At 58.8% G+C, this 26,648-nt stretch carries 22 protein-coding genes, 1 tRNA gene and 1 riboswitch; of the genes, 17 read left to right on the forward strand and 6 right to left on the reverse strand.

All coding sequences use genetic code 11. The features are described from left to right. Positions 1 to 73: 73 nt before the first annotated feature. From BM036_RS16125 to yhbY, 5 genes are all read right to left on the reverse strand, one after another. Positions 74 to 913: a PEP-CTERM/exosortase system-associated acyltransferase gene (locus tag BM036_RS16125; protein ID WP_091854256.1), complete on the reverse strand. Its 840-nt coding sequence runs from the start codon at positions 911 to 913 to the stop codon at positions 74 to 76. Positions 914 to 1,013: 100 nt separating this feature from the next. Next, on the reverse strand, positions 1,014 to 2,645 hold the full coding sequence (locus tag BM036_RS16130; protein ID WP_245742687.1) for an FAD-binding oxidoreductase: 1,632 nt from the start codon (positions 2,643 to 2,645) through the stop codon (positions 1,014 to 1,016). Between the two features lie 486 nt (positions 2,646 to 3,131). Then, a complete protein-coding gene (locus BM036_RS20375) occupies positions 3,132 to 3,776 on the reverse strand; it encodes a PEP-CTERM sorting domain-containing protein (RefSeq protein WP_245742689.1) in 645 nt (214 codons plus the stop codon). Positions 3,777 to 3,805: 29 nt separating this feature from the next. Next, positions 3,806 to 3,880, reverse strand: a riboswitch (cyclic di-GMP riboswitch). A 302-nt stretch (positions 3,881 to 4,182) separates the two neighbouring features. Beyond that, the gene (locus BM036_RS16140) at positions 4,183 to 6,804 is read right to left on the reverse strand and encodes a tetratricopeptide repeat protein (RefSeq protein ID WP_091854260.1); all 2,622 of its coding nucleotides are present in this window, start codon (positions 6,802 to 6,804) and stop codon (positions 4,183 to 4,185) included. A gap of 200 nt (positions 6,805 to 7,004) precedes the next feature. Then, complete coding sequence (yhbY, locus tag BM036_RS16145; protein ID WP_091854262.1) at positions 7,005 to 7,307, reverse strand: ribosome assembly RNA-binding protein YhbY; 303 nt, start codon at positions 7,305 to 7,307, stop codon at positions 7,005 to 7,007. 148 nt (positions 7,308 to 7,455) lie between these two features. Here yhbY and rlmE point away from each other — a divergent pair, with 148 nt between their 5' ends. From rlmE to BM036_RS16230, 17 genes are all read left to right on the forward strand, one after another. After that, complete coding sequence (rlmE, locus tag BM036_RS16150; RefSeq protein WP_091854264.1) at positions 7,456 to 8,076, forward strand: 23S rRNA (uridine(2552)-2'-O)-methyltransferase RlmE; 621 nt, start codon at positions 7,456 to 7,458, stop codon at positions 8,074 to 8,076. 100 nt (positions 8,077 to 8,176) lie between these two features. Then, the gene (ftsH, locus tag BM036_RS16155; RefSeq protein WP_177186085.1) at positions 8,177 to 10,114 is read left to right on the forward strand and encodes an ATP-dependent zinc metalloprotease FtsH; all 1,938 of its coding nucleotides are present in this window, start codon (positions 8,177 to 8,179) and stop codon (positions 10,112 to 10,114) included. A gap of 122 nt (positions 10,115 to 10,236) precedes the next feature. Further along, entirely contained in the window at positions 10,237 to 11,070 is an 834-nt protein-coding gene (folP, locus tag BM036_RS16160) for a dihydropteroate synthase (protein WP_091854267.1), read from the forward strand. A gap of 26 nt (positions 11,071 to 11,096) precedes the next feature. After that, on the forward strand, positions 11,097 to 12,458 hold the full coding sequence (gene glmM, locus BM036_RS16165) for a phosphoglucosamine mutase (protein ID WP_091854269.1): 1,362 nt from the start codon (positions 11,097 to 11,099) through the stop codon (positions 12,456 to 12,458). 288 nt (positions 12,459 to 12,746) lie between these two features. Then, complete coding sequence (gene tpiA / locus BM036_RS16170; protein WP_091854294.1) at positions 12,747 to 13,502, forward strand: triose-phosphate isomerase; 756 nt, start codon at positions 12,747 to 12,749, stop codon at positions 13,500 to 13,502. A gap of 66 nt (positions 13,503 to 13,568) precedes the next feature. Next, complete coding sequence (secG, locus tag BM036_RS16175) at positions 13,569 to 13,949, forward strand: preprotein translocase subunit SecG (RefSeq protein ID WP_091854270.1); 381 nt, start codon at positions 13,569 to 13,571, stop codon at positions 13,947 to 13,949. Between the two features lie 6 nt (positions 13,950 to 13,955). Further along, positions 13,956 to 14,040, forward strand: a tRNA-Leu gene (locus BM036_RS16180). A gap of 400 nt (positions 14,041 to 14,440) precedes the next feature. Further along, the gene (gene rimP / locus BM036_RS16185; RefSeq protein WP_091854272.1) at positions 14,441 to 14,902 is read left to right on the forward strand and encodes a ribosome maturation factor RimP; all 462 of its coding nucleotides are present in this window, start codon (positions 14,441 to 14,443) and stop codon (positions 14,900 to 14,902) included. 46 nt (positions 14,903 to 14,948) lie between these two features. Then, complete coding sequence (nusA, locus tag BM036_RS16190) at positions 14,949 to 16,442, forward strand: transcription termination factor NusA (protein ID WP_091854274.1); 1,494 nt, start codon at positions 14,949 to 14,951, stop codon at positions 16,440 to 16,442. Between the two features lie 17 nt (positions 16,443 to 16,459). Continuing rightward, the gene (infB, locus tag BM036_RS16195) at positions 16,460 to 19,042 is read left to right on the forward strand and encodes a translation initiation factor IF-2 (protein ID WP_091854276.1); all 2,583 of its coding nucleotides are present in this window, start codon (positions 16,460 to 16,462) and stop codon (positions 19,040 to 19,042) included. Next, the gene (gene rbfA, locus BM036_RS16200; protein ID WP_091854277.1) at positions 19,042 to 19,452 is read left to right on the forward strand and encodes a 30S ribosome-binding factor RbfA; all 411 of its coding nucleotides are present in this window, start codon (positions 19,042 to 19,044) and stop codon (positions 19,450 to 19,452) included. The genes infB and rbfA overlap by 1 nt, the downstream gene beginning before the upstream one ends. A gap of 2 nt (positions 19,453 to 19,454) precedes the next feature. After that, entirely contained in the window at positions 19,455 to 20,381 is a 927-nt protein-coding gene (gene truB / locus BM036_RS16205) for a tRNA pseudouridine(55) synthase TruB (RefSeq protein ID WP_091854279.1), read from the forward strand. Between the two features lie 86 nt (positions 20,382 to 20,467). Continuing rightward, entirely contained in the window at positions 20,468 to 20,737 is a 270-nt protein-coding gene (rpsO, locus tag BM036_RS16210) for a 30S ribosomal protein S15 (RefSeq protein ID WP_091854281.1), read from the forward strand. A gap of 305 nt (positions 20,738 to 21,042) precedes the next feature. Then, positions 21,043 to 23,160, forward strand: a complete 2,118-nt coding sequence (gene pnp / locus BM036_RS16215; RefSeq protein ID WP_091854283.1) for a polyribonucleotide nucleotidyltransferase — start codon at positions 21,043 to 21,045, stop codon at positions 23,158 to 23,160. A 161-nt stretch (positions 23,161 to 23,321) separates the two neighbouring features. Beyond that, the gene (locus tag BM036_RS16220; RefSeq protein ID WP_091854285.1) at positions 23,322 to 24,149 is read left to right on the forward strand and encodes a (Fe-S)-binding protein; all 828 of its coding nucleotides are present in this window, start codon (positions 23,322 to 23,324) and stop codon (positions 24,147 to 24,149) included. Further along, positions 24,146 to 25,594, forward strand: a complete 1,449-nt coding sequence (locus BM036_RS16225) for a LutB/LldF family L-lactate oxidation iron-sulfur protein (RefSeq protein WP_091854287.1) — start codon at positions 24,146 to 24,148, stop codon at positions 25,592 to 25,594. The genes BM036_RS16220 and BM036_RS16225 overlap by 4 nt, the downstream gene beginning before the upstream one ends. Further along, positions 25,591 to 26,262, forward strand: a complete 672-nt coding sequence (locus BM036_RS16230; RefSeq protein ID WP_091854289.1) for a LutC/YkgG family protein — start codon at positions 25,591 to 25,593, stop codon at positions 26,260 to 26,262. The genes BM036_RS16225 and BM036_RS16230 overlap by 4 nt, the downstream gene beginning before the upstream one ends. Before the next feature lie 162 nt (positions 26,263 to 26,424). On the opposite strand, the gene BM036_RS16235 is transcribed toward BM036_RS16230, so the two are convergent. Then, on the reverse strand, positions 26,425 to 26,648 hold a 224-nt coding region (locus BM036_RS16235; protein ID WP_177186018.1), incomplete at its 5' end, for a transposase.

A 26,648-nucleotide genomic window follows, 5' to 3' on the forward strand; every position in this document is an offset into this window, starting at 1 on the left:
CCCGGGGGCTTTTCATTATCAGGTTTTCCCTTGGGCCGCTGTATCAATGCAATCCAGATCAGCTCAGATTGATTCAGGCAACCGCTTCTTCGCGTTCCTTGTAGTCGTCATCCAACTTCGGTGGCAAGTGCCGCCCATCATCAGTAATCAACGACCAGACATCCGGACGGCGTTTCTTGATGCCGTTAATCAAAGTCGCGGCCTCAGTGAAGGCAGGACGACGACGACCGTGATACTCCAGTACAGGACCGACGTGATCAAATTCCACGCCAAATCGTTTTAACAGCCGAAGCTGCGCTGGCTCCATGACCGCCATCCAGTGGGTTATACCGTGCTGAATCGACATCTGAAGAATGGCGGAAAACAGGCCGAGACTGATATAGGGCATGGCTCGCTTCCCTTTTTCAGCATCACTGTAACAGGCCAGGGCGCTGATACCGCTGGCGGATTTGTCTTCATTGAGGCGCCGACGGAATTCCCTGCTGACGGCCATTCTCGAAATCTCCGCAACCCTGTTTCGAGGTGTCTGCATGATGGCTCGCAGTGCCGTTCGATCCATGTGTGGGAGGCATGGGCCTTCCATTGGGAAATCAATATCGTCGGGCGTATCGCCTGCCATCACCAGCCGAACGGCGGCAACGCTTTCACCCGTGACCCTGTGCCGTATCAGTGAGTGGGCGGAGCGGTGATCATAGTCATCGTGCTCCCTCTTGTCGGCAAAGCAATTGGGATCTTCGAACGGCCGGTCAATACAATAAACCTGATAGCGTACTGCAAATACTTCGTCGATGGTTTCTGGAGAATTTGCCAGGTGTACGGCAAATACCGAGTTGAAGATATTGCTGATGTCTTCCGTCACCTGAGCGTTTTCGGTGTTATTGGTTTGATGCGGAAAAGCAAACCCTGTGTGCATTGTTAGGTCCTCACTCTTTTCCGTCCCTGGAGCTGTATTATTTAAGATGTTGGGGGTAAAGCGCCCTCAAGGGGGTGCTTCGCTATATCGAGGCTACAGCTCATAAAGCCTCCGGGTTCTTTGGCCTGGGCACGTATCGCCCGGGCGCCAGAATATTGTTAGGGTCGATTGCCGTTTTCAGTTGGCTGGCGAACTTGGCGGACTGGGAGTCACCAGGATAAGCAAACTCCATGGCGTCAATGTTCAGGCGGTAAGGTAGAAACCCTTCCTTCTGGCCGGCTTCATACAATGCCCGGTAGCACTCCTGAGCTCGTGCGGTCGAACTGGCGTCGCTACGATCAAACAGCAGTGGCACGGTAGAATCAAAACAGCGGTCGTTAATTGTCGTTAGTGTGATTAGTGGATTCACGCCATACTGAGGGCAGATCCGTTCAATCATGTCGACATACCGGCGCGCATCGCTACCGCGGATGGGAACCAGGGGGGCAAACCATATCAGCCCGCAACCATCCCTCGCAGGATTTTTCGGCTGGCCGTTGGCTGGTAATGCCCCTGAGCGCCAGTAAGCTAATGCAAGCGCAACGTCATTAGGGCGCCCGTGCATTATTTCCAACGCGCCCGAAAGCGTGTCCGCCATGCCTGTAATTTTCGTGGACCATCGCTGCGGGACCACCTTTGCCAGCTTTCTTGCTGCGTTAACTCTCCGTTTGTCGATAAAGACCAAGCGGTCGGTAACCGGGCCAAGTAGTCGTTTCAATGTGCGTTTGGCGGCCTTTGCTACCTCCCGGGTCGCGTAGATTGCGCCAACGCCGCTCCATGCGGGCACGCCGTGGGTGTCTGCAAGCAGTTGAGCCTCGTGGTCGGACAAAATCCCATCGACTGCTTTGTCTTCGGGGAAAGGCACCATCATGGAAAGCATTCGCCTGCTGTTTAGCAGGTTGATTGCTACGACCGGTCCACCCAGCGCTCGTAACACGGACCTGACCATGGGCACCAGGGCTTCAAGTTTGGCGTCGTCTTTTGTTGAGAAGAAAAAGGCGGTTACAGTCTCGGGGGCCGGGGCAAGGGCGATGGTCATATTGACCACGACGCCGAAATTACCCTGGCTGAAAAGGCCGTCCAGGTAAGGGCCGACCCCCCATTTGAACAGGCGATCAACCTCCTCTCCACCTTGTTCAGTGAGGGACGTCTGGTAAAGACTTCCATCCGGTAAAACGGCGGTGATTCTGGTGACTGCCGCAAAATGGTCAGTAATTGGCGTGATGCCGTAGCCTCGTTCCAGCGCGTTGCCGAGTAGACTGCAATTGGGGCCTGCTCCGGTGACGGGAACAAGGTAGTCACCTTCGTTCTCATCCAGGAATTCCCGAAGTGCTGCCTGTGTGACTCCGGGCTGAATAGTGACGACACCCATTTCCGGGTCAAAGTCGGAAATACGGTCAAGCCCGCTCAGGTTGAGGATGACGCAGCCATCTTCAACTGGGTTGGCACTACCGTAACCCCAGTTATTTCCAGTGCTTACAGGGTATACGGGCACTTGCCACCGCTGAGCAATCTGTAAAACCTTCGCCACTTGATCCTGGTTCGTCGGGTGGAGCACGGCTGGAATCGAGCGCTTCGTTCCAATAGTTGAAGCGCCGAAGTCGGCCGTGTCAGTTGCACTGACTCCCGACTCCCCCAGAACGGCGGTCCATTCGTCAATTGCGGACTGAATAGGGATGTTAATCACTGGCATTCTCAAGGTTCATTAACGTTAAGTTAACGTCTGCTAACTGTGCGGTAAGCTGTTGCGACGGGATTATAAGTGAGGTAGGGACGGTAACACTATGGATCGGTATTACGGCTTGGATAATCGAATTCAAGCGTAAAATTCACGTTATAACAGATGGTTGAGCTTGATTCGGGTAGGCTGTGGGCAATACGTATGCATTAAAAAGACTTAACCTATGTTAAGCCTGGGACGGTAATTTATTGGTTATCAAAGGGTTTTCAGGTGTTTTTTGGAATCGTAAAGAACTGAAAATAATGGTTATTTTTTGTTCTGACGACTGGGCGCATGCGGAGAGCGTGTGTTTCGGCGGGCAGATAATCTGAATAACTGTTTATATATGCGACACATTTAAATAGGCGTCATATAATTGCAAGGGATAAGAAAGGACTTTAGGGTAAGTCAGAGACCAGGCCTCAGGGCCTGGTCTCTGAGTACAGCTGTTAAATAATATTACGATTGGCGCCGGCGGGCTGCTCCCAGGCCAACCAGGCCGAGACCGAGCAGGGCCAGGGTGCCAGGTTCGGGAACCGGGATTTCAAACTGCTGATAGGTGCCATGCTCATCGGTCAGTACCAGAACGTTAGTTGACTGGTAGTCTTCGCCGATAAAGATTCCAGTCGATGCAACCCCTGGATCGTTTGAGGCTAGCTCAAGATTGGCGAAAAGGCTCGAACCAAGAGTGAACTGCAATAACTCATAGTTCGCTTCAAGGGTAAAGTCGATACCGTCATAGTGTCCCGGAATATTGTCTGTCAGGTTCACCCAAGATAGCGCAGTAAGGCCTGGAACATTTATCGGAGTGATGTCCTGATCATTTGGCTCAAACGAAATCTCGCTGTAAGTGCCGAGGCTTGCGTTCTCAAACTGAATCACGCCGAACCAGTCAATAATTGAAGGCTCTGCACCGGCGCCAGTCCAGCGGATGCTCCAGTCTGAGGTGTTATTCGCATCATTCCAGATGTAATAACCTGCGCCTTGGCTCAGTGCCAACTCGCCAACAGCCGTTGTTTTGTCAGTATACTGAGGTGTAGCCAGAGCCGCAGTAGACGCTAAAGATAGTGCTATACCTGCGGTTATTAGGTGAAGCCTGTTCATTCTATTCTCCTTGATACTGCATTGGCGTTCCATGCAGCCCGGCGGTCTCCGAGAGATCCGTGGCTTTCCGTCCCATCCTCGCGAATGGTTTGGCCAGCGTGACCGAGATTCTTGGCTCGGCGCTGGTCGGTGGTATGCAAGTGCGGTTCCAACTTCACAAACAGTATTAAAAACAGGAGGATAAAGATTTTCTTGGGTGGGGATGTAAAGAAACTCGACGCCAGAAATGCAAGTTGTATCGCTTTCTGGCCAATATAACAAAATTTAACAAATTGAGGTGTCAAGAAAGCTGACGTGCATAACCGCGGTGGATGTCAGTGAGAGGACCGGAGGATGATGGCTCTCATCCTCCGGGGGGATTCCGGCGATATTGGCGTCGTTTGGGTGGGCAGTTAGCCCCTACTGGCTAGAGCGCCTGCCGAGCATCGTTCAGATGGTTTTCGATTTCCTGGTTATCAGGGTCAAGGGCCAGGGCTTTTCCGAGTTGTTCCACTGCCTGCTCATGCTGTCCATCGAGGTGGAGAAGCCAGCCGTAGGTGTCCTGTACTGCGGCGCTCTCGGGAGCCAGTTGGGCAGCCTGCGAGGCGAGGCCCAAGGCGCGTGGACGTTCATTTTCCCGTAGCAGCCAGGCCAGATTGTTCATGGCTCGGACATTATTCGGCTGTAGCTCCAAAACCTGCTCGTATCTGGGTAGCGCCTGTGCGTCGAGGCCCTTGCTCATCAGGTGATCCGCTCTGGCAAGGTGGGCAGCCGGGCTGGCAGGTTGGCGTTCAACCCACTGCTCGGTTAGTGAGTCCACTTTGTCAGGGGCCTCGCTGCGGCTTAGCTGTATCAGGTCCACAAGGATGGCTGGGTTTTCGCTGTCCTGATAATAATTCTCCAGAGTGGCCATGGCTTCGTCTGGACGTTCGGCAAGCATGAGGAGCTGTGCCCGGGAACGCACGGTGGCAGGTTGCTCACCGAACGTTGCTTCTACCTCATTCAGTGTGCTCAGAGCTGAATCGGTATTGCCTTCCATTGCTGCGTAACGAGCCGGCAGCAGAGCCAAATTGACGTTGCCCGGCTGCAGGGTTGCCACTTCTCCTGCCTTGGCTCGGGCGGTTTCCCAGTCTTTTGCTTGCGCCGCCTGCTCAGCCTCGGTCACCAGGAGCTGGCTGGTCAGTGCAATGACAGTATCTTCTCTGTTGTTCTGGGGAAGCTTTTCAAGCAATTCGCGGGCGTCTTTGGTGCGGCCCTGCTGGATTCTTGCCTGGGCGGCCAGGACAGTGGCGTTAAATTGGATTTCCGGGTGTTGTGTGCCTAACTCTTGGAGCCAGTTGATCGTTTCCTCCGGTGTGTGAGTTGAGGCGTATAGCCGGGCGGCTTCGCTGAGCGGTCTTATCGAATCCGGGGTCAGCGTGGCTGCGGTAATGAGGGACTCAAGCGCCTTGTTCGTATTCCCCGTTCGCTGATAAGCGGATGCCAGGGCCTGATGAGTCAGAGCTGATTCGGGGTTTTCGTTTGTGAGTTTTTCGAGCCGATTCAGGGCAGACTCGGTTTCTCCCAGACGAAGTTCCGTAAGGCTGGCGAGCAGTAGCGCTGGTGGTTCATCGGCGAAGCCGTTGAGTAAGGACTCTTTAACTTCCTCGACTTCCTTCTCCCTGCCGGTATACATCAGCAAGGCCAGATAACTCTGAGTCACCGCCCAGTCTGTGGGTGTTTCCGTAAAGGCAACGCGCATCTGGGCCAGGGCCTGCTCCTGCTGCTCTTCCGACATGTAATGGCGTGCAAGCGCCAACCTTAGGCGCGACCGGGACCGGTCCAGTTCCAGCGCTTTGCTCAGGCTGGCGACACCGGCTTCTTTATATTCTTCCAGGGATAGGGCCAGAATGCCGTGCATCGCCAGTAGCTCAACGTCCTTAGGGCGTGCCTCGATAGCGCGGGATAGCGTTCCAAGGGCTTCCTCGCGCTTGCCGCTGTCAACCTGGGCAATGGTCGCTGCCCGAAGAAAGGGGGTCGGTGTGGTCTCTGCGTCAATGTTACCGGCGAGCAGTCTTTCCGCTTCTTCACTCTCGCCTTCCTGAAGGCGAAGTGTGCCCAGCATAAGGGCGACCTGCTCATTGTCGGGGTTCTGGCGTATCAATTCTTCGAGGGTCGTGCGCGCTGTATCCATGTCGCCACGCAGAATAGCCTCGAGGGCGGACTCAGCACGCTCGCGGGTATCCGAGCTGGTGTTTTCCGCCAGTATCTTGTTGTAAACCTGGGCCTCGGTGATGCGGCCCTGCTCGGTCAGGCTTCGGGAGAGCAGGGTAAGGATGCTGCGGCGCACCGGCAGGAAGATGTCCGAGGTGGGAACCGCTGCGGTGGCATCGGTCAGCACCTGGGTGCTTTCGTCAATATTCCCCATGCGGTAATGGGCCAGCCCGGTCAGGTAGAGCACTTCGGCGTTGTCGCCGTTCTGTTCGGTCCACTGGGTCAGGGTATTCACAGCGGCATTGGCCTCACCGCTTGCCAGCAGAGCCTTGGCCAGGGCCACGGTGATTTCAGCATTGGCGGGATGGGCTTCCTGGAGGCTGCGTAGCTGGCTGACGGCCTGCTCGGTATTGCCCGCCAGGCGCTGGCTCTCGGCGGTCAGGTAATCGTATTCCCGTTGTGCTGAATCGGTCTGGGGCAGGAAACCATCCAGGGCTTCGCGGGCAGACAGGTGCTTGCCTTGCAGGATATAGCCCCGGGCCAGGGGCAGGGCCACCTGGTCCCCGTGGTCCTCCTGCCAGGGTTCCAGCAGGTCGGTGGCCTGCTCTCCGGCGCCAATGCTGTTATAGATACCCGCCAGGACCAGCACGTGGTCCACGTTGCCCGGATCCTTCTGGACGGCATTGCGGACTTCCAGCATGGCGGAGCGGTACTGGCCCTGGTCGGCGTAGGTTTCGGCGCGGGTAATGTGGCCGGCGGCTTCCGAGTTGGTGTCATCGGAGCTACTGCAGCCTGCAGATAAAAGGAGAAGGGAGGACGTAGCAGCAGCTGCCAGGAACCGGAGAGCGGTATTCATGGTTTCGATCCTTCGAACAGGTCTGGTTGGTTTTTAATCGTATCCTAGCGTCAATGTTACTTTTTGGATAGGCGGATTTTGCCGGGGCGGGGGATTTTCGGCGGCGTTGTTAGATGACGGTTTTCTGGTTTGGTCCGTGTGAGTCCGTGCCGTCCTTGGCGAAAAAATCGGTTCCAGGCAGTGCCAATGTCAGGAAACGTTCAGCGCGAGAGGTTGCTCAATTTGGGGTTGGGCTGCTTGGCGCGGCGCATCACGATGGCAATCTTGCCGATGGTCTGGACCAGTTCGGCACCGGACTGACTGCAAAGCTCGCTGATGACTTCAGCGCGGGCTTCCCGGTCATTGCTGGCGACCTTGACCTTGATCAGTTCATGGTCGTCCAGGGCCCGCTCCAGCTCCTGCATCAGGCCCTCAGACAGGCCCTTGTCGCCGATAATAATGATGGGCTTCAGGTTGTGGGCGATGGCGCGGTATTCGCGACGCTGGGCAGACGAAAGGCTCATGATGAACTCACTTGATCAAGGCTATTAAAAGATAGTAGAGGGCGATCGGGAGAAATTAAGGTCCCGAGGCCGTATAATCGCGGCATGATAACAGAGAAGCCTGTCCGTTGGATGGGCGATTGCACGTACAGTACGACCGGGAGGCACATTGGCGCGCTCGAAATCCAGTGATCGCTGGTTGAAGGAACATTTTGACGATGTCTGGGTCAAGAAGTCCAGGCAGGACGGTTATCGCTCCCGGGCCAGCTACAAGCTGATCGAGCTGGACTCGAAGGACAAGCTGTTCCGCCCCGGCCAGACCGTTGTGGATCTGGGTGCAGCCCCCGGCGGCTGGACGCAGGTGGCGGTGGAGAAGGTGGGCGACAAGGGTGTGGTGGTCGCCAGCGATATCCTGCCCGTGGATCCCATCGCCGGTGTGGACTTTGTCCAGGGGGATTTCACCGAGCAGTCGGTGTTCAATGAGCTCATGGCGGTTCTGGGTGATCGGCCGGTGGATGTTGTGATTTCCGATATGGCCCCCAACATGAGTGGTAACCCGGCGGCGGATATTCCCCGGGCCATGGCGCTGGTAGAGCTGGCGCTGGATATGGCCACGCAGGTTTTGCGCCCCGGGGGCGTGTTTGTCGCCAAGGTGTTTCAGGGGGAAGGTTTTGATTCGCTGCTGGCGGAGATGAAGCGTTCATTCTCGTCAGTGGTCAGCCGCAAACCGGATTCGTCCCGCGCCCGGTCCCGTGAGGTGTACCTGGTGTGCAAGGGTTTTCGCGGATGACCGGTTTCTGGTGGTAGCACGTACAATTGGTGTAAGGTAACCGATAACAGGCCGCTGTGGCTCAGGCCCCGGCTGCCCTGCAATTCACAGGTGATGATCCTTGAACGATATGGCTAAAAATCTGGTTTTGTGGCTGATAATCGCAGCCGTACTGCTGATGGTGTTCCAGAATTTCTCTCCGACGACCACCGCTCAGCAGGTCAACTATACCGAATTCGTCCAGATGGTGGAGCAGGGCCAGGTGCGCCAGGTGACCATCGATGGACTTCACATTCAGGGGCAGCGTAGTGACGGCTCCCGGTTCGACACGGTACGGCCGCCGATTCCGGATAATCGCCTGATGGACGACCTGTTCAGCAACAATGTCGAGATCATCGGCAAGGAGCCAGAGCGCCAGAGCCTGTGGACCCAGTTGCTGGTGGCTGCGTTCCCCATCCTGATCATCATCGCGCTGTTTGTGTTCTTCATGCGGCAGATGCAGGGCGGCGGTGGCGGCAAGGGCCCCATGTCGTTCGGCAAGTCCAAGGCCCGCCTGATGAGCGAGGATCAGATCAAGACCACCTTTGGTGATGTCGCAGGTTGTGATGAAGCCAAGGAAGATGTGAAGGAACTGGTGGACTTCCTGCGGGACCCCAGCAAGTTCCAGCGTCTTGGTGGCCGCATTCCCAAGGGCGTGCTGATGGTTGGCCCTCCGGGTACTGGTAAGACCCTGCTGGCCAAGGCCATCGCGGGTGAGGCCAAGGTGCCGTTCTTTACCATCTCCGGTTCTGACTTCGTGGAAATGTTCGTGGGTGTCGGTGCCTCCCGGGTACGTGACATGTTTGAGCAGGCCAAGAAGCAGAGCCCCTGTATCATCTTTATCGACGAGATCGACGCCGTTGGGCGTCATCGTGGCGCCGGCATGGGCGGTGGTCACGACGAGCGTGAGCAGACCCTGAACCAACTGCTGGTCGAGATGGACGGCTTTGAGGGCAACGAGGGCGTTATCGTCATCGCCGCTACCAACCGTCCGGACGTGCTGGACCCGGCTCTGCTGCGTCCCGGCCGTTTCGACCGCCAGGTGGTGGTCAGCCTGCCGGATATCATTGGGCGTGAGCAGATCCTCAAGGTGCACCTGAAGAAGGTGCCCCTGGCAGACGGTATCGACCCGGCGGTGATTGCCCGTGGTACGCCCGGCTTCTCCGGTGCCGACCTGGCCAACTTGGTGAACGAGGCCGCCCTGTTTGCGGCACGCCGTAACCAGCGCCTGGTCACCATGGAAGAGCTGGAGCTGGCCAAGGACAAGATCATGATGGGCGCCGAGCGCAAGTCCATGGTCATGAACGAGAAGGAAAAGCTCAACACGGCCTACCACGAGTCTGGCCACGCCATTGTCGGCCGGCTGATGCCGGAGCACGACCCGGTGTACAAGGTGAGCATTATTCCCCGCGGCCGCGCCCTGGGTGTGACGATGTTCCTGCCGGAAGAAGACAAGTACAGTCACTCCAAGCGTTACCTGATCAGCTCGATCTGCAGCCTGTTCGGTGGCCGTATTGCTGAGGAACTGACCCTGGGCTTTGAGGGTGTAACCACCGGCGCCTCCAACGACATCGAGCGAGCCACCCAGCTGGCCCGCAACATGGTGACCAAGTGGGGCTTGTCCGAGAAGCTCGGCCCGCTGCAGTACGATACCGAGAGCGAAGAGCCGTTCCTGGGTCGCAGTGCCGGTCAGAGCCATACGGTCTACTCTCCGGAAACGGCCCAGCGTATCGATGAGGAAGTGCGTAACATCATCGACACCTGCTATGAGAAGGCCAAGCAGATCCTGGTGGAAAACCGGGACAAGCTCGACCTGATGGCTGAGGCATTGATGAAGTACGAGACCATCGACCGCTTCCAGATTGATGACATCATGGAAGGCCGTGCGCCGCGTCCGCCCAAGGGTTGGGGGGATGGCTCCGGTGGTGGTGTCACCATCGACCAGCCGGAAACCGGCACCCTGTCCGATAATGACGGTCGCGACACGGGTGCAGCCGGGCAGCCGGCCGGCGAGCACTGATCGTCAGTCATTAGGTTCGGAAGCAAGAATATACGCCGCCTGCGAGGGCGGCGTTTTTGTTTCAGTCAGGCCCTTTCTTTCCCGTATTATTTCTTTTCAGATCCAATCAGGCAGGTTGTGCTATGCAGATGACATTCGCCGGGCGTGAACTGGACATGGGGCGTTGCCATGTCATGGGCATCGTTAACGTCACGCCGGACTCGTTCTCCGATGGTGGTCGCTACAATTCGGTAGAGCTGGCGGTGCAGCGGGCCCGCGAGATGGTCGCTGACGGCGCCGCGTTCGTGGATGTGGGTGGTGAATCCACCCGTCCGGGTGCGGCACCGGTATCCGAGCAGGAAGAGCTGGACCGGGTGTGTCCCGTTGTCGAGGCGATTGCCCGTGACGTCGATACGGTTATTTCGGTAGACACCAGCACGCCCTCGGTTATCCGGGAAACCGCACGCCTTGGTGCGGGGCTGGTCAATGACGTGCGGGCCCTGGAGCGGGAGGGCGCCGTCGATGCTGCCGTGGAGGCCGGCTTGCCGGTATGCCTGATGCATATGAAGGGTGCGCCGGGCACCATGCAGCAGAATCCGGAATACCGCCACGTGGTTCGGGATGTTGCGACCTATCTGATGGACCGGGTCAGGGTGTGTGAGGCGGCCGGCATCCCGGCAGAGAATATCCTGCTGGACCCGGGCTTCGGGTTCGGCAAGACCCTCGAGCATAACCTGCAGCTGCTGGCCACGCTGGAGCAGTTGCGAGTGCTGGGCTACCCTCTGCTGGTGGGCATGTCCCGCAAGACCATGCTGGGGCAGATTACCGGTCGGGAAGTAAGTGAACGCTTGCCCGCCAGCCTCGCAGTCGCCACAATATCGGTGCTCAAAGGTGCATCGGTGATACGGGTACATGATGTGCGCGAGACCGTGGATGCGGTGAGGGTGGTAGAGGCTATGCAGGCACAGGGTTATTGATTTTCTGTAAAGGAGCAGACTCACAAATGACGGACAAGAGCGCAGCGGTAACGCGCCGGTATTTTGGTACAGACGGTATTCGCGGCCGGGTGGGCGATGCGCCTATTACCCCGGATTTCATGCTGCGACTGGGCTGGGCCGCCGGACAGGCGTTCAAGCGGGACGGTCAGCGCAACAGCGTTATCATCGGCAAGGACACCCGCCTGTCCGGGTATATGTTCGAATCTGCCCTGGAGGCCGGGCTGTCTGCTGCCGGTGTCGACGTCAAGCTGTTGGGCCCAATGCCAACTCCGGCCATTGCCTACCTGACGCGGACCTTCCGGGCCTGCGCGGGTATTGTGATCAGCGCTTCCCACAACCCCCATTACGACAACGGCATCAAGTTCTTCTCCGGCGACGGCACCAAGCTTGATGATGCCCTGGAAGCCGAGATTGAGCGCTGGCTGGAGCAGCCGGTGACCGTCTGCGAGTCTGCCGACCTGGGTAAGGCCTTCCGGGTGGAAGACGCGCCCGGTCGTTATGTGGAATTCTGCAAGAGTACCGTCCCCAACGAATTTGTGCTGGACGGTGTGCATATTGTGCTCGATTGCGCCCACGGTGCTACTTACCACGTGGCGCCCAAGGTGTTCCGTGAACTGGGCGCCCGGGTCTCGGTGATTGGTGGCGATCCGGATGGTCTCAACATCAACCTGGGCGTGGGCTCCACCCACCTGGAGGCGTTGAAGGAAGCCGTCCAGCAGCGCAACGCAGATCTCGGTATTGCCTTTGATGGGGATGGCGACCGGGTGCTTATGGTGGACAAGGACGGCTCCGAAGTAGACGGTGACGAACTGATCTACGTGATCGCCGCCCAGCGCAAAAAAGCCGGCACACTCAAGGGCGGCGTAGTGGGCACTCTGATGACCAACCTGGGCGTCGAGTTGGCCCTGCAGGATCAGGGCATCCCCTTTGAGCGCGCCAAGGTCGGTGACCGCTATGTCATGGAGCGCCTGCTCCAGCGTGGCTGGCTGCTTGGTGGCGAAGGCTCGGGCCACCTGGTCATCCGCGATTGCACCACCACGGGTGATGGCATTGTCTCTGCGCTGCAGGTGCTGCTCGCCTGCTGGCGGGCTGACAAGACCCTTGGCGAACTCCGTCAGGGCATGACCAAGCTGCCCCAGACCATGATCAACGTGCGGGTTGGCGAACGCTTTGATCCGATGTCTCGTCCAGACATTGCCGAGGCAGTACGCAAGGCTGAAGACCACCTTGGTGCCGCAGGCCGGATTCTTCTGCGTGCTTCCGGCACCGAGCCGCTGATTCGGGTGATGGCCGAAGGCCAGGACGCTGCGGTGATCGAGCAGGTTGCCGAAGAGCTTGCTGAGGTGGTTGGCCGTTCAAAGGCTTGAAATTGTCTGCTGGTGACCAGTTAGCCTGCTCCACCCTCAGCCCAACCCCTCTCCCGTCAAGGGAGAGGGGTTAGCCGGATTCTGTCTTACAGATGTCATCCCGCCGTCAAAGGGGTTAAATCGGAGCTTGTTACATGGGTTCCCTCTCCCCATTGCGGGAGAGGGCCAGGGAGAGGGGAGGCGCCCCTGGGCGCCCACAGCGTTCAGGCTTGTGCACCGTGGTATCGTGCTGTATAGTTCGCGCTCGTTTCTGGACGGCCCCCGGGCATAACCCTGATGACGGATGGCATGCGCAGACAGATTGTTGCAGCAAACTGGAAGATGAACGGCTCCTCGGAGTTGGTTCAGCAACTGGTACCGGCCGTCAGGGAAGCGGTGTCGGCGCTTGATAATGGCCCCCAGGTTGTTATTATGCCCCCCTCGCTTTACCTCGGCGAGGTTAAGGCGCAGCTGGCCGATTCGTCGATCAGCATCGGCGTTCAGAACGTGGCGCAGTGGCAAAGTGGTGCGTACACAGGCGAGATTGCTGCGGCCATGGCCGCTGATGCAGGTTGCCAGTACGTGCTGGTTGGACATTCTGAGCGGCGTGAGCTGTTCGGTGAAACCGACGAAGTTGTCGCCGCCAAGGTGTCCCGGATTCTCGCGAGTGGTTTGCAGGCCATGGTTTGTGTCGGCGAAACCCTTGAAGAGCGTGATTCTGGGGATGCGGAAGCTGTCGTTTGTCGGCAGCTGGAAGGTGCCCTTGCAGGGGTGTCTGCCGACGAGGCCGTTAATATTGTTATCGCCTACGAGCCCGTTTGGGCCATCGGGACTGGCAAAACTGCCACGGCAGAAGATGCCCAGGCGATGCACCAGGCCATTCGGGACAAGCTTGTCGGTCTCGGATTGCCAGGAAATGCGATGTCAGTGCTTTACGGCGGCAGTGTAAAACCGGATAATGCGGCCGCACTGTTTATGAAGCCGGATATTGACGGCGGGCTTATCGGCGGAGCATCGCTGAAAGCTGAAGATTTTATCGCGATCTGTCAGGCAGTTAGTTCGTAAGACCAGGCAGGATCACACGGGTTTTGCAGTTCCCCTCGGGGCTGCTTAGCGTTACAGAGAGCAGATATGGACTGGATGGAAACACTGGTTGTCGTCGTGCACGTCGTGATTGCCGTGGCACTGGTGGGTCTGATTCTGATCCAGCAGGGCAAGGGTGCCGACGCCGGCGCTGCGTTTGGTGGTGGTGCCTCCCAGACGGTATTCGGTAGTCAGGGTAGCGGCAGCTTCCTGACCCGTGTAACCAGCATTCTGGCCCTGGTGTTCTTTATTACAAGTTTTTCGCTGGCGATCTTCGCCAAGCAGCGCGCCGAGGTGGCGGGTCAGGCTGGTGTTCCCATGGTGGAGCAGGTTGATAGCAGTACCCCGGCGGATGATGCTGAAGGCGGGGCTCCAAGCCTCAGCGAAGAAGAGGGCGGTGATGGTAATGCCATCCCCGAGCTCGAGTGAGTTTTTGCCGAAGTGGTGGAACTGGTAGACACGCTATCTTGAGGGGGTAGTGGCGTAAGCCGTGCCGGTTCGAGTCCGGCCTTCGGCACCATATACAGAAACGGCTTGGCGTAGCGTTTACCCAAGCCGTTTTTTTTGGTCAGTCCTTGACCATGATCGCCCGGATCCTTATACTCCGGCGATTATTGAAGCGGCCCGGTGCGTGGTTTTTCTGCTCCGGGTTGCGGTGACAGGCCAGGTGTCTGTCGGCGGTCCATCCGGTTATCCGGCGCTGGTTCGCGATTACTTGCAACAAAAGGCCCCACAGGCAGGTAGTTCCGGAGTTGTCATGGTCCGGGCTGTCTGAGCAGTCGGGGCTTTTTGATTAAGGGGCCTGGCGCGTCGGGCCCTGATGCATGAAAAGGGCTGCCAGACAGCCCTTTTTTTGTTTTTGTGGCCTGAAAATCAGCCGCCGGCGGAGCTGGCGGGTTACCACGGGAGTCGCATCGGACTTGTCTGCAAAACTGAACAAACTTGAAGAGATCCTCCGCCCGGTAGTGGAGGGGTTGGGTTACGAGTTCTGGGGGATTGAATTCCGCTCTCAGGGTCGCCACTCGACACTGCGCCTGTTTATTGATGACCAGGAAAATGGCATCAGCATCGAGGACTGTGAAAAAGTCAGTCGCCAGGTCAGTGGTGTGATGGACGTGGAAGACCCGATCCAGAACGAATACACCCTGGAGGTTTCATCCCCGGGGATGGACCGGCCCCTGTTTACCCTGGAGCAGTTCAGTGCCTGGGCGGGCTATCAGGTCAATATCCGTTTGCGGATGGCCTTCGAGGGGCGGCGCAGGTTCCAGGGCATCCTGAAAGGCACCGAAGACGGCGATGTGGTGGTTGTGGTGGATGACCACGAGTACCTGCTGCCGTTTGAAAGTATTGATAAAGCGAACATTGTGCCGGTTTTCGAGTAAGGCCGGGTGACTGCATGTCTGAGAATTGTAAGGGCAGGGTATTTCAATGAGTAAAGAAATCCTGATGGTGGTTGAGGCCGTTTCCAACGAAAAGGGCGTCGAGAAAGACGTTATTTTCGAAGCTATCGAGCTGGCACTGGCAACCGCAGCAAAGAAACGGTTCGAGGATGAGGAAGCGGATATCCGCGTGTCCATTGATCACCGTACCGGCGAGTACGAAACCTTTCGCCGCTGGCTGGTAGTCGACAATGACGCCGTTCCGGCCCTGGGTACCGAGCTGACCCTGCAGGAAGCGGAAGAGATAGACACCAACCTCAAGCCCGGTGATATCCACGAGGAAAAGATCGAATCCGAAAGCTTCGGTCGCATCGGCGCCCAGGCCGCCAAGCAGATCATCTTCCAGAAGGTCCGTGAAGCTGAGCGCATGCGCATCGTCGACAGCTACCGTGACCGGGTGGGCGAGCTGATCTCCGGTACGGTCAAGAAAGTGACAAGGGACAACGTCATCATTGACCTGGGTAACAACGCCGAAGCGCTGCTGCCCCGTGACCAGCTGATTCCGCGGGAGACTTTCCGTATGGGTGACCGTGTCCGGTCGCTGCTCCAGGAGATCCGCACTGACCACCGTGGTCCGCAGCTGATGCTCAGCCGTACCGATCCGCAAATGCTGATCGAGCTGTTCCGCATCGAGGTGCCGGAAATTGCCGAGGAGCTCATCGAGATCCGTGGCGCCGCCCGTGATCCGGGCTCCCGTGCCAAGATTGCGGTCAAGACCAACGACCGCCGCATCGATCCGGTGGGCGCCTGTGTGGGTATGCGGGGTTCCCGTGTGCAGGCCGTTTCCAACGAGCTGGCCGGCGAGCGTGTCGACATCGTGCTGTATGACGATAACCCGGCCCAGCTGGTGATTAACGCCATGGCGCCGGCTGAAGTGGCCTCCATTGTGATGGACGAAGACAGCCACACCATGGAAGTTGCTGTTGCCGAGGACAACCTGGCCCAGGCGATTGGCCGTAACGGCCAGAACGTGCGCCTGGCCAGCGAACTGACCGGCTGGACCCTCAATGTGATGACCGAGGAAGAAGCGGGTGAGCGGCAGGAGCAAGAATACAATCGCCTGCTGGCTCACTTCATGGAAAACCTCGATGTCGACGACGAGTTTGCCGGGGTGCTGATCGAGGAAGGCTTTACTTCCATCGAGGAAGTGGCCTACGTGCCCATGGAAGAGATGATGTCTATTGAAGGCTTCGACGAGGACACGGTTACCGAGCTCCGTCGTCGTGCCAAGGATGTGTTGCTGAACAAGGCCCTGGCCAGTGAGGAAGCCCTTGAGGGCAACGAGCCGGCCGATGACCTCCTTGGAATGGAAGGCATGGACCGTACCCTGGCGTTCAAGCTGGCCGGTATGGGTGTCCGCACCATGGAGGACCTGGCTGAGCAGTCAATTGATGACCTGCTCGAAATTGAAGGTATGGATGAAGAGCGTGCTGGTCAGTTGATCATGACGGCGCGTGCCCCCTGGTTTGAAGACCAGGCTTAATCGGGAGGAGGACCAGTATGGCAGAAGTAACCGTTAAACAACTGGCCGAAGATGTAGGCGCTCCCGTGGATCGTTTGCTGCGTCAGATCGTGGAAGCCGGCCTCAAGGCCCGTTCCGAGAATGATTCCGTGACCAGCGATGAGAAACAGCAGCTGCTGACCTATTTGCGCAAGAACCACGGCGAGGCCGAGGCAGAGCCGAATAAGATCACCCTCAAGCGCAAGACCACAACCACCCTCAAGACCGGTGGTGGCGCCCGTGGCGGCAAAACCGTCAATGTTGAGGTACGCAAGCGCCGCACCTACGTGAAGCGTGCTGAGTTGCAACCCGAGCCGGAGCCGGAACAACCGTCCGCAGCGCCGGTAGAGGAGCCGCAGGAATCAGCACCCCAGCCCGCCGCCGAGCAGGCGCCGGTTGAAGAGAAAAAGCCGGAGGCCGCAGAGGCACCGGCCACCGAAGGCACTCCTGAAACTGGCCCGATTACGGTAGGTGAGGAAGACGCCGGGGAAGTAACCAACAAGGCGGTCAAGCCCGAGACTACTGTGGCGGAGGAAGAGATTCCGATGCCGCCGCCCGATCCTGAAACCGCCAAGGATAAGGAACGCAAGGCCAAGAAGAAGAAGGAAAAGGCCCGCGAGCGTCCTGATGATACGGAAGAGGGCAAGCCCAAGAAGAAGTCCGCAGGTCATCGCGGACCACGCAGTCGTCCGGTGGAAGAACCCATTGTGTTGTCTGAAGATGAAGAGGACACCACGCTGCGCAAGCCGCTGCGGGCGAAAAAGAAACCCAAAGAGAAAAGGCATGGCTTCGAGAAGCCAACCAAACCAATGGTCAGAGAAGTCGAAATTCCAGAAACGATTACCGTTGGTGATCTCGCTCAGCGCATGGCAGTCAAGGCTGCCGATGTGATCAAGACCCTGATGGGTATGGGTGTGATGGCCACTATCAACCAGGCCCTGGACCAGGAAACCGCCGTACTGGTCACCGAGGAACTGGGCCACAAGGCCAGGACCGTGAGCGAGGACGCCTTTGAGGAAGAGGTGATCAGCGAGATCGCCGGCGATAGCGGCGGCGAGAAGGCCCGCCGGGCTCCGGTGGTGAGTGTTATGGGCCACGTTGACCACGGCAAGACCTCCCTGCTGGATTACATCCGTCGCACCAAGGTGGCTTCCGGTGAGTCCGGTGGTATTACCCAGCATATCGGCGCCTACCACGTGGAAACCGACCACGGCATGGTGTCCTTCCTGGATACCCCGGGCCACGCGGCATTCACCGCCATGCGTGCCCGCGGTGCCCAGTGTACCGATATCGTTATCCTGGTCGTGGCTGCCGATGATGGTGTTATGCCCCAGACCAAGGAAGCGGTAGACCACGCCCGTTCCGCTGGCGTACCCATCGTCGTTGCGATCAACAAGATGGACAAGGAAGAAGCTGACCCGGACCGCATCAAGAACGAGCTGGCCGGCATGGATGTCATCCCGGAAGAATGGGGTGGTGACGTCCAGTTTGTGCCGGTATCCGCCCACACTGGTGACGGTATCGATGCGCTGCTGGAAGCGGTTCTTCTGCAGGCAGAAATGCTGGAACTGGAAGCGGTCAAGGACGCACCCGCCAAGGGTGTTGTGGTCGAATCCTCCCTGGAGCGCGGCCGTGGCTCCGTGGCTACCGTACTGGTTCAGAACGGTACCCTGCGTCAGGGCGACATGGTTGTGGCCGGTGCCTGGTTCGGTAAGGTCCGCGCCATGACCGACGAGGCTGGCAAGCAGGTCAAGGAAGCCGGCCCGTCCATTCCGGTCGAGATCCTTGGCCTGAACGGTACACCGGATGCCGGTGATGAGTTCTTTGCCGTCGCCGACGAGCGCAAGGCGAAGGAGCTGGCCGAGTTCCGCCAGTCCCGGGAACGGGAACAGCGGCTGCAGCGTCAGCAGGCAGCTAAGCTGGAGAACCTGTTCGAGAACATGGGCAAGGACGAGGTCAAGACCCTCAACGTGGTGCTCAAGACCGACGTTCGTGGTTCCCTGGAGGCCATTACCAAGGCCCTGCAGGACCTGGGTAACGACGAGGTCCAGGTGAAGATCATCTCCTCCGGCGTCGGTGGTATCGCGGAAACGGATATCAGCCTGGCACTGGCGTCCAGCGCCGTTGTCTTCGGCTTCAATGTCCGTGCGGATACCTCTGCCAAGCGCCTGGTCGAGCAGGAAGGTGTCGACCTGCGCTACTACTCCATCATCTATAACCTGATTGATGATGTGAAAGCAGCCCTGACCGGCATGCTGGCTCCGGAATTCCGCGAAGACATCGTGGGTATCGCCGAAGTGCGGGACGTGTTCCGCTCACCGAAGTTCGGCCAGGTGGCCGGTTGTATGGTGACGGAAGGTACCGTATACCGGAACAAGCCGATCCGTGTTCTGCGTGACAACGTGGTGATCTTTGAAGGCGAGCTGGAATCCCTGCGCCGCTTCAAGGACGACGTGCCGGAAGTTCGCAACGGAATGGAATGTGGTATCGGTGTTAAGGGCTACGACGTGAAGGTGGGTGACCAGATCGAGGTGTTCGATCGGGTCCGTGTTGAACGCAAGCTGGAATCCACAGGTTCATAATGCCCAGAGAGTTCAGTCGTCTCGACCGCATTGGTGACCAGATCCAGAAGGAGCTTTCCCTGCTCATCATGCGGGAGGTCAAGGACCCCCGCGTGGGCATGGTCACCATTAATGCGGTGCGCGTCAGCAGGGACCTCGGCTATGCCGATATCTATGTGTCCCTGCTCAGTACCGAGGAACTGACCGAGGAGTCCGGCGAAGTGCAGGACTCCCTCAAGGTTCTGCGCAACGCGTCCGGATTCCTCCGGGGGCAGCTCGGTCGCGCCATGAAGTTGCGGGTAATTCCGCAGCTTCGTTTTCACTTCGACACCCTCCAGGGTCAGAGTCGTCATATCGACAGTCTCATCGACCAGGCCATGGGCAAGAAGCCCGCTGTCCGCCAGGACGACGACAACGACCAGGAGTCCTGAGTTTGGCTCGCAGACGCAAAGGCCGTGATGTCAACGGCATACTGGTCATCGACAAGCCCCCGGGCGTCACATCCAACGGTATCCTCCAACAGGTCAAGCACCTTTATGGCGCGGCGAAAGCCGGCCATACCGGTGCCCTTGACCCGTTGGCGACCGGTGTGTTGCCCTTGTGCTTTGGCGAGGCCACCAAGTTTTCTCAGCTGATGCTGGACAGTGACAAGGCCTATATCACCACGGCAAAGCTGGGTGTCCGCACCGAAACCGCCGACAGTGAAGGCGCCGTGGTCTCCGAGCGGCCGGTGCCGGAAGGACTGACCGAGACGGATGTCGAGGCAGTACTGGCCGACTTCCGTGGTGATATCGAGCAGGTCCCCTCCATGTACTCGGCGCTGAAACACAAAGGCCGTCCGTTGTATGAATACGCCCGGGAAGGCATTGAGGTGGAGCGTCCCGCCCGACCGGTGACAATCTATGAACTGACCCTGCTGGCGGTTCGCCCGGATGAACTGGACCTGGCAGTGAAGTGCACCAAGGGCACCTACGTTCGTAACCTGGTGGAAGACATCGGTGAAGCGCTGGGCTGCGGTGCACACGTATGTGCGCTGCGCCGTACCCTGGCTTCCGGTTTTACCCTGGCGGACGCCCACCAGGTGGCCGACCTGGAGCAGGTGCGTGAGCGGGGCGAGTCCCTGGATGGCCTCCTGGTAGCGCCGGATGCAGCGCTCACCATGTTCCCGGAGCTGACCCTTGAGGGACCAAATTTACAGTCGATATTGAACGGACAACCCGTTAGAATATCGGGTCAATCCTTGACCGGTCCGGTACGGCTTTACGGTGATAACCGTTTTGTCGGCCTCGGTGAAGGGCAGCCGGAAGGCGCGGATACAACCGTGGTTGTGCCCCGTCGTCTGGTTTCAAGCAGTCGATAACCAGCCGGTTGTGACTGCCTAGCCGGGCTGCAGAGATGCGCGGTTCGGCCGGATGATTTCAGGCATCGCAAACAATGAGGTGATTTATGGCACTTTCAGCCGAGGAAAAAGCACAGATCGTCAAGGACTACCAGCAAGGTGATAGCGACACAGGTTCCCCTGAAGTTCAGGTTGCCCTGTTGAGCGCCAATATCAACAAGCTGCAGGACCATTTCAAGGTCAACAAGCAGGATCACCATTCCCGCCGTGGCCTGATTCGCATGGTTAACCAGCGTCGTAAGCTGCTGGACTACCTCAAGCGCAAGAATGCTGACCGTTACCTGGAGCTCATCCAGCGTCTGGGTCTGCGTCGCTAAGCGGACGACCTGCCGGCTAGCGCCAACCTGGTGCCGGCCTGTGCTCCGGTGGCTGGGCCCGGTTTATACCGGGGCTTGTCATCGGAGTATGCTTTTCCACCCGAACCGGTACCAGAACCGGTTGTTACGCCACTACCGAAGTGCTTCTGCTGTGATGACCGAAAGCGCCGATAGCAGGTTGTTGAAAGGCCCGGGTACTTCCCCCGGGGTTTTGCAACAGCCTGTTCGCTTTCTGGTAGCAGGGCTTTGGGAACGCGTCTTCCTGGTCTGGTGCATTTGATGATCAAGCAAAATCAGGAGTTACTGTGATTCCACAAGCAACCAAAAAGACCTTCGAGCTCGGTGGCAAGACCGTCACCCTCGAAACGGGCCGCATCGCCCGCCAGGCCACCGGTTCTGTACTGGTGACCATCGATGACATCTCTGTACTGGGCACCGTGGTTGGTGCAAAGGAAGCCAAGCCGGGCCAACCGTTCTTCCCGCTGACCGTGAACTACTTCGAGAAGACCTACGCCGTGGGCAAGATCCCGGGTGGCTTCTTCAAGCGTGAAGGCCGTCCTTCCGAGAAGGAAACCCTGACCTCGCGTCTGATCGACCGCCCGATCCGCCCGCTGTTCCCCAACGGCTTCATGAACGAAGTGCAGGTCATCTGTACCGTCATGTCTTCCAGCAAGACCCAGGATCCGGACATTGCCGGTATGCTGGCGGCTTCTGCAGCCCTCTCCATTTCCGGTATTCCGTTTGACGGTCCTATCGGTGCCTCCCGCGTTGGCTTCACCAACGACCGGGGCTACTTCCTGAACCCGACCTTTGAAGAGCTGCAAACGTCGGCCCTGGACATGGTCGTTGCCGGTACGGAAGACGCCGTGCTGATGGTTGAGTCCGAGGCCAAGGGCCTGACTGAAGACCAGATGCTGGGAGCAGTACTCTTCGCCCATGAAGAGATGCAGTCTGCCGTTACCGCGATCAAGGAATTTGCCGCCGAAGTCGGCAAGCCCCGCTGGGACTGGCAGCCAGAGCCTGAGAACACTGACCTGCTGAACGCCATCAAGGATGGCTTCGGCGGCGCTATCGCTGAAGCCTACGCCATCCGTGACAAGATGGAGCGCTACGCGAAGCTGAAGGAAGTCAAGGACGCTGCCGTCGAGAAGCTGGCCGGTGAAGAAGAAGGCCAGCCGGCTGAAGACGAAGTGAAGAAGTACTTCGGCAAGGTCGAGAAGAACGTGGTTCGCCAGCAGGTTATCGACGGCAAGCCGCGGATTGACGGTCGTGACAACAAGACCGTTCGCCCGATCAACATCGAAGTCGGCATCCTGCCCAGCACCCATGGTTCTGCCCTGTTCACCCGTGGCGAAACCCAGGCCATCGTGACGACCACGCTGGGTACTGCCCGTGACATGCAGATCATTGATGCCCTGGAAGGTGAGCGCAAGGATCCGTTCCTGTTCCACTACAACTTCCCTCCCTACTCTGTCGGCGAAGCCGGTCGTGTGGGTACCCCGGGTCGTCGTGAAGTGGGCCATGGCCGCCTGGCCAAGCGTGGTGTGGCGGCGGTTATGCCGACCATCGAAGAGTTCCCGTACACCATCCGTGCGGTATCCGAGATCACTGAGTCCAACGGCTCCAGCTCCATGGCGTCTGTCTGTGGCTCCTCCCTGGCACTGATGGACGCCGGTGTGCCCATCAAGGCGCCGGTAGCCGGTATTGCCATGGGCCTGGTGAAGGAAGGCGAGCAGTTCGCCGTTCTGACCGACATTCTGGGTGATGAAGATCACCTGGGCGACATGGACTTCAAGGTGGCCGGTACCTCCGAAGGCATCACCGCCCTGCAGATGGATATCAAGATCAACGGCATCACCGACGAGATCATGGAAATCGCCCTGGAGCAGGCCCACCACGCCCGCCTGCACATCCTGGGTGAAATGGCCAAGGTGATCGCCGAGCCGCGCACCGAGCTGTCCGAGCGTGCGCCGAGCATCACCACCATCAAGATCCATCCGGACAAGATCCGTGATGTCATCGGTAAGGGCGGTGCCACCATTCGCTCCATCTGCGACGAGACCGGTGCTTCCATCGACCTGGACGATGACGGCAACGTCAAGATCTACGCCGACACCCAGATCGCTGCCCAGGCGGCGGTTAACCGGGTCAAGGAGATCACCGCCGAGATCGAAGTGGGTGCACTGTACAAGGGCAAGGTCGAGCGCATCATGGAATTTGGTGCCTTCGTTAACATCCTGCCTGGCAAGGATGGCCTGGTTCACATCTCCCAGATTTCCGACCAGCGTGTCGAGAACGTTACTGATGTGCTCAGCGAAGGTCAGGAAGTCCTGGTCAAGGTGCTGGATGTGGACAACCGTGGCCGCGTCAAGCTGTCCATGAAGGAAGTGAAAGAGGGCGACAAGCCCACCGACTTCAGCTAAGCAATACCGAAGTCTGAAAAAGCCGCCACGGGAGACCCTGGCGGCTTTTTTCGTCTATGGGCCTGACTCAGCCAGTGCATTTGGTATTCTTGGTGCTATTGAGGAGCCAAGAGCCACAAGCGGGCAGGTGAACCCTGCACCTGGCAGTCCGGAGACAACTGATGACTGAGCTGTTCTACGATGCCGCCCCCAATGCCACCCGTGTGGCCCCCGAGCGGTCAGGGGCCCGTGACTATCCGCCGAAGCCGGCCGAGATTACGCTGTTTGGTACCTGTGTGGTGGACCTGTTCTACCCGGAGGCCGGATTGGATGCCATTCGCCTGCTGGAGCGGGAAGGGATTCGCGTTCACTTTCCCCAGGCGCAATCCTGCTGTGGTCAGCCAGCCTGGACTTCCGGCTACGTAAACGAAGCCCGGGAGGTGGCCCGGGCCCAGCTCAACCTGCTTGATAATGGCCTGCCGGTGGTGGTCCCCTCCGGTTCCTGCGCAGGCATGTTCCGTCAGCACTACCGGGAGGTGTTTGCTGATGAGCCGGATACCCTGCAGCGGGTCGAGGACCTGGCCGGGCGCACGTTCGAGCTTACCGAGTTCCTGCTGCATGTCTGCAAGGTGCAGTGGCAAGACCTGGGGGCCCCCACGCAAATCGCCCTGCACACCTCCTGTTCCGCCCGCCGGGAAATGAATACCCACCTGCATGCGCGGGCGTTACTCGGCACGCTGGCCAATGTGGAGCGACTGGAGCACGACCATGAGAGCGAGTGCTGCGGGTTTGGTGGCACCTTCTCGGTACGTATGCCGGAAGTATCCGGTGCCATGGTGCTGGACAAGACCCGATCGTTGGTGGAATCCGGCGCCGTCGAGATGGTCACCGCGGATGGCGGCTGCCTGCTCAACATCAATGGTTCCCTGGAAAAACAGCAGCAGCCCTTTCGGGGTCGTCACCTGGCCAGTTTCCTCTGGGAGCGGGTATCAGGGGAGGTGACCCCATGAGCCAGCGTATACCCGTCAGGGAACTCGCCGACAGTTTCCGGGGGCGGGCCAGCGAGGCGCTGGCTGACGATCAGTTGCGCACCAATTTCCGGGTGGCCATGGATTCGCTGATGAAGAAGCGGGCCGATGCTTTCCCCGATGAAGATGAAAGGGAGGGTTTGAGGGAGCAGGGCAACCATATCAAGGCGCGGGCACTGTCGCGGCTGCCGGACCTGCTGGAGCAGCTGGAAGAGAAGCTCACGGACAATGGGGTGAAGGTTCACTGGGCGGAGACCACGGAAGAGGCCAACCGGATTGTCCATGCCATCATTGAGGCAAGGCAGGGCTCACAGGTGGTGAAGGGCAAGTCCATGGTGAGCGAAGAGATGGAGATGAACGACTACCTGGCCGAGCGCGGTATCGAGTGCCTGGAGTCGGACATGGGGGAGTACATTGTTCAGCTCGATGGCGAGAAACCCTCACACATCATAATGCCGGCCATCCACAAGAACCGGCGGCAGGTGTCGAAGCTGTTCCACGACAAGCTGGGCGTGGACGAAACCGACGACGTTAACGAGCTGATCCAGGTCGGACGACGGACCCTGCGCACGAAGTTCATGGAGGCGGATGTGGGGGTTTCCGGCGTGAACTTCGCTATTGCCGAGACCGGCACCCTGTTACTGGTCGAGAATGAGGGCAATGGCCGTATGAGCACCACCGCACCACCGATGCATATTGCCGTAACCGGCATTGAAAAGGTGGTGGAGAATCTTCGCGATGTGGTGCCGCTGCTGTCCCTGCTTACCCGCTCCGCCCTGGGGCAGCCCATAACCACCTACGTGAACATGATTTCCGGTCCCCGCAAGGCGGACGAGCTGGACGGCCCGGAAGAGGTCCACCTGGTGTTGCTGGACAATGGCCGCACCGGCGCCTTCGCTGACGCCCAGATGCGCCAGACCCTGAACTGCATCCGCTGTGGCGCGTGCATGAACCATTGCCCGGTCTATACCCGGGTGGGCGGTCATACCTATGGTGAAGTCTACCCGGGGCCTATTGGCAAGATCGTAACGCCCCATATGGTGGGCCTGGAAAAAGTGCCGGATCACCCCAGCGCGTCTTCGTTGTGCGGCGCCTGTGGTGAGGTTTGCCCGGTGAAGATTCCGATCCCGGAACTGCTGCAGCGACTGCGGCAGGAGAACGTCAAGAGTCCCGCAGAGCAGCCGAAGGTAAAGGGTGGAGGGGCAAAGTATTCCCGCAGGGAGCGGGCCATCTGGCGGTTCTGGGTGGCCCTGAATACCTCGCCGGTGTTTTACCGGCTGTTCCTCTGGGGCGCCACACGGTTCGGCAGGCTTGCGCCGAAGAAGGCGGGGCCATGGACCGACAATCATGCGGCCCCGGTACCAGCACGGAAGTCCCTGCATGACCTTGCCAGGACCCACCTGGAGAAAGGGGAGGGCCAGCCATGAGCGCACGCAGTAACATCCTGGGCAGGCTTCGGGCCAGCCTGGCGGACACCAGGCCGCGGCCGGATGACTTCGACGAAACGCTGGTGACCGGGCCCTGGCAATACCCGCCGCAGGAGCGGATCAAGCGCCTGCGTAGCCTGATGGAGGCGGTCCAGACCGAGCTGCACCTGGTGACCAGCGAGAGCTGGCCGGCAAAGGTTGAGGCGTTGCTGGAAGCCCGTGGCCTGGCAAACCTGCTGTACGCGCCCGGCACTGACCACGGACGTCAGCTGGCGGCACACTGGCAGGCGGGCGGGGCAAAGCCGGAGCTGCTGGCCTATGACCGGCCGGTGGAAGCCTGGAAGGAAGACCTGTTCTGGAAGGTAGAGGCCAGCCTGACCGGAACGGTGGGGGGGATTGCCGCCACCGGCTCCCTGGTCCTGTGGCCGGATCGGCACGAACCCCGACTGATGAGCCTGCTGCCGCCGTTGCATATTGCCCTGCTCAAGGCCAGTGAGGTGGAGGACAACCTGTACACCATCATGCAAAGACAGGGCTGGTCGGCGGCGATGCCCACCAACCTGCTGCTGGTGTCCGGGCCGTCCAAGACAGCCGACATCGAGCAGGTGCTGGCGTATGGGGCGCACGGTCCGAAGGAGCTGGTCGTACTGATCCTTGAGGATGCCTGAGGGAGACTCAGGCAGAATCAGAAAAGGCAGCCCGGAGGAGGCTGTGTAAAAACTCGATTTACATAGCTTCTGAGCAGGCCCACAAAATGCCTCGGACATCGTCCGGGGCATTTTTGCTTTCAATCAGCATATATTTCCATGCGATAGAGAGGCGTAAGTGCCTCAAGTCAGCCTTGCCAGCATGCCCTTCACGCCCAGCACGTTGATCGCCCGCATCAGGTTGTAACTCAGAACCCCCAGACTGTATTCACTACTGGCAGAACTCAGACCCCAGCAGGTAAATCGCCCTTTATTCAGCAGCCTTTTGAGTGTGGCGAAGGTCGGCTCAACGGCAGCCATGCGACGGATCATCCGCTCAGGTGTGGCGGCTTTCGTTGCTTTCTCCA

The organism is Marinobacter segnicrescens (assembly GCF_900111555.1).
Taxonomy (GTDB): domain Bacteria; phylum Pseudomonadota; class Gammaproteobacteria; order Pseudomonadales; family Oleiphilaceae; genus Marinobacter; species Marinobacter segnicrescens.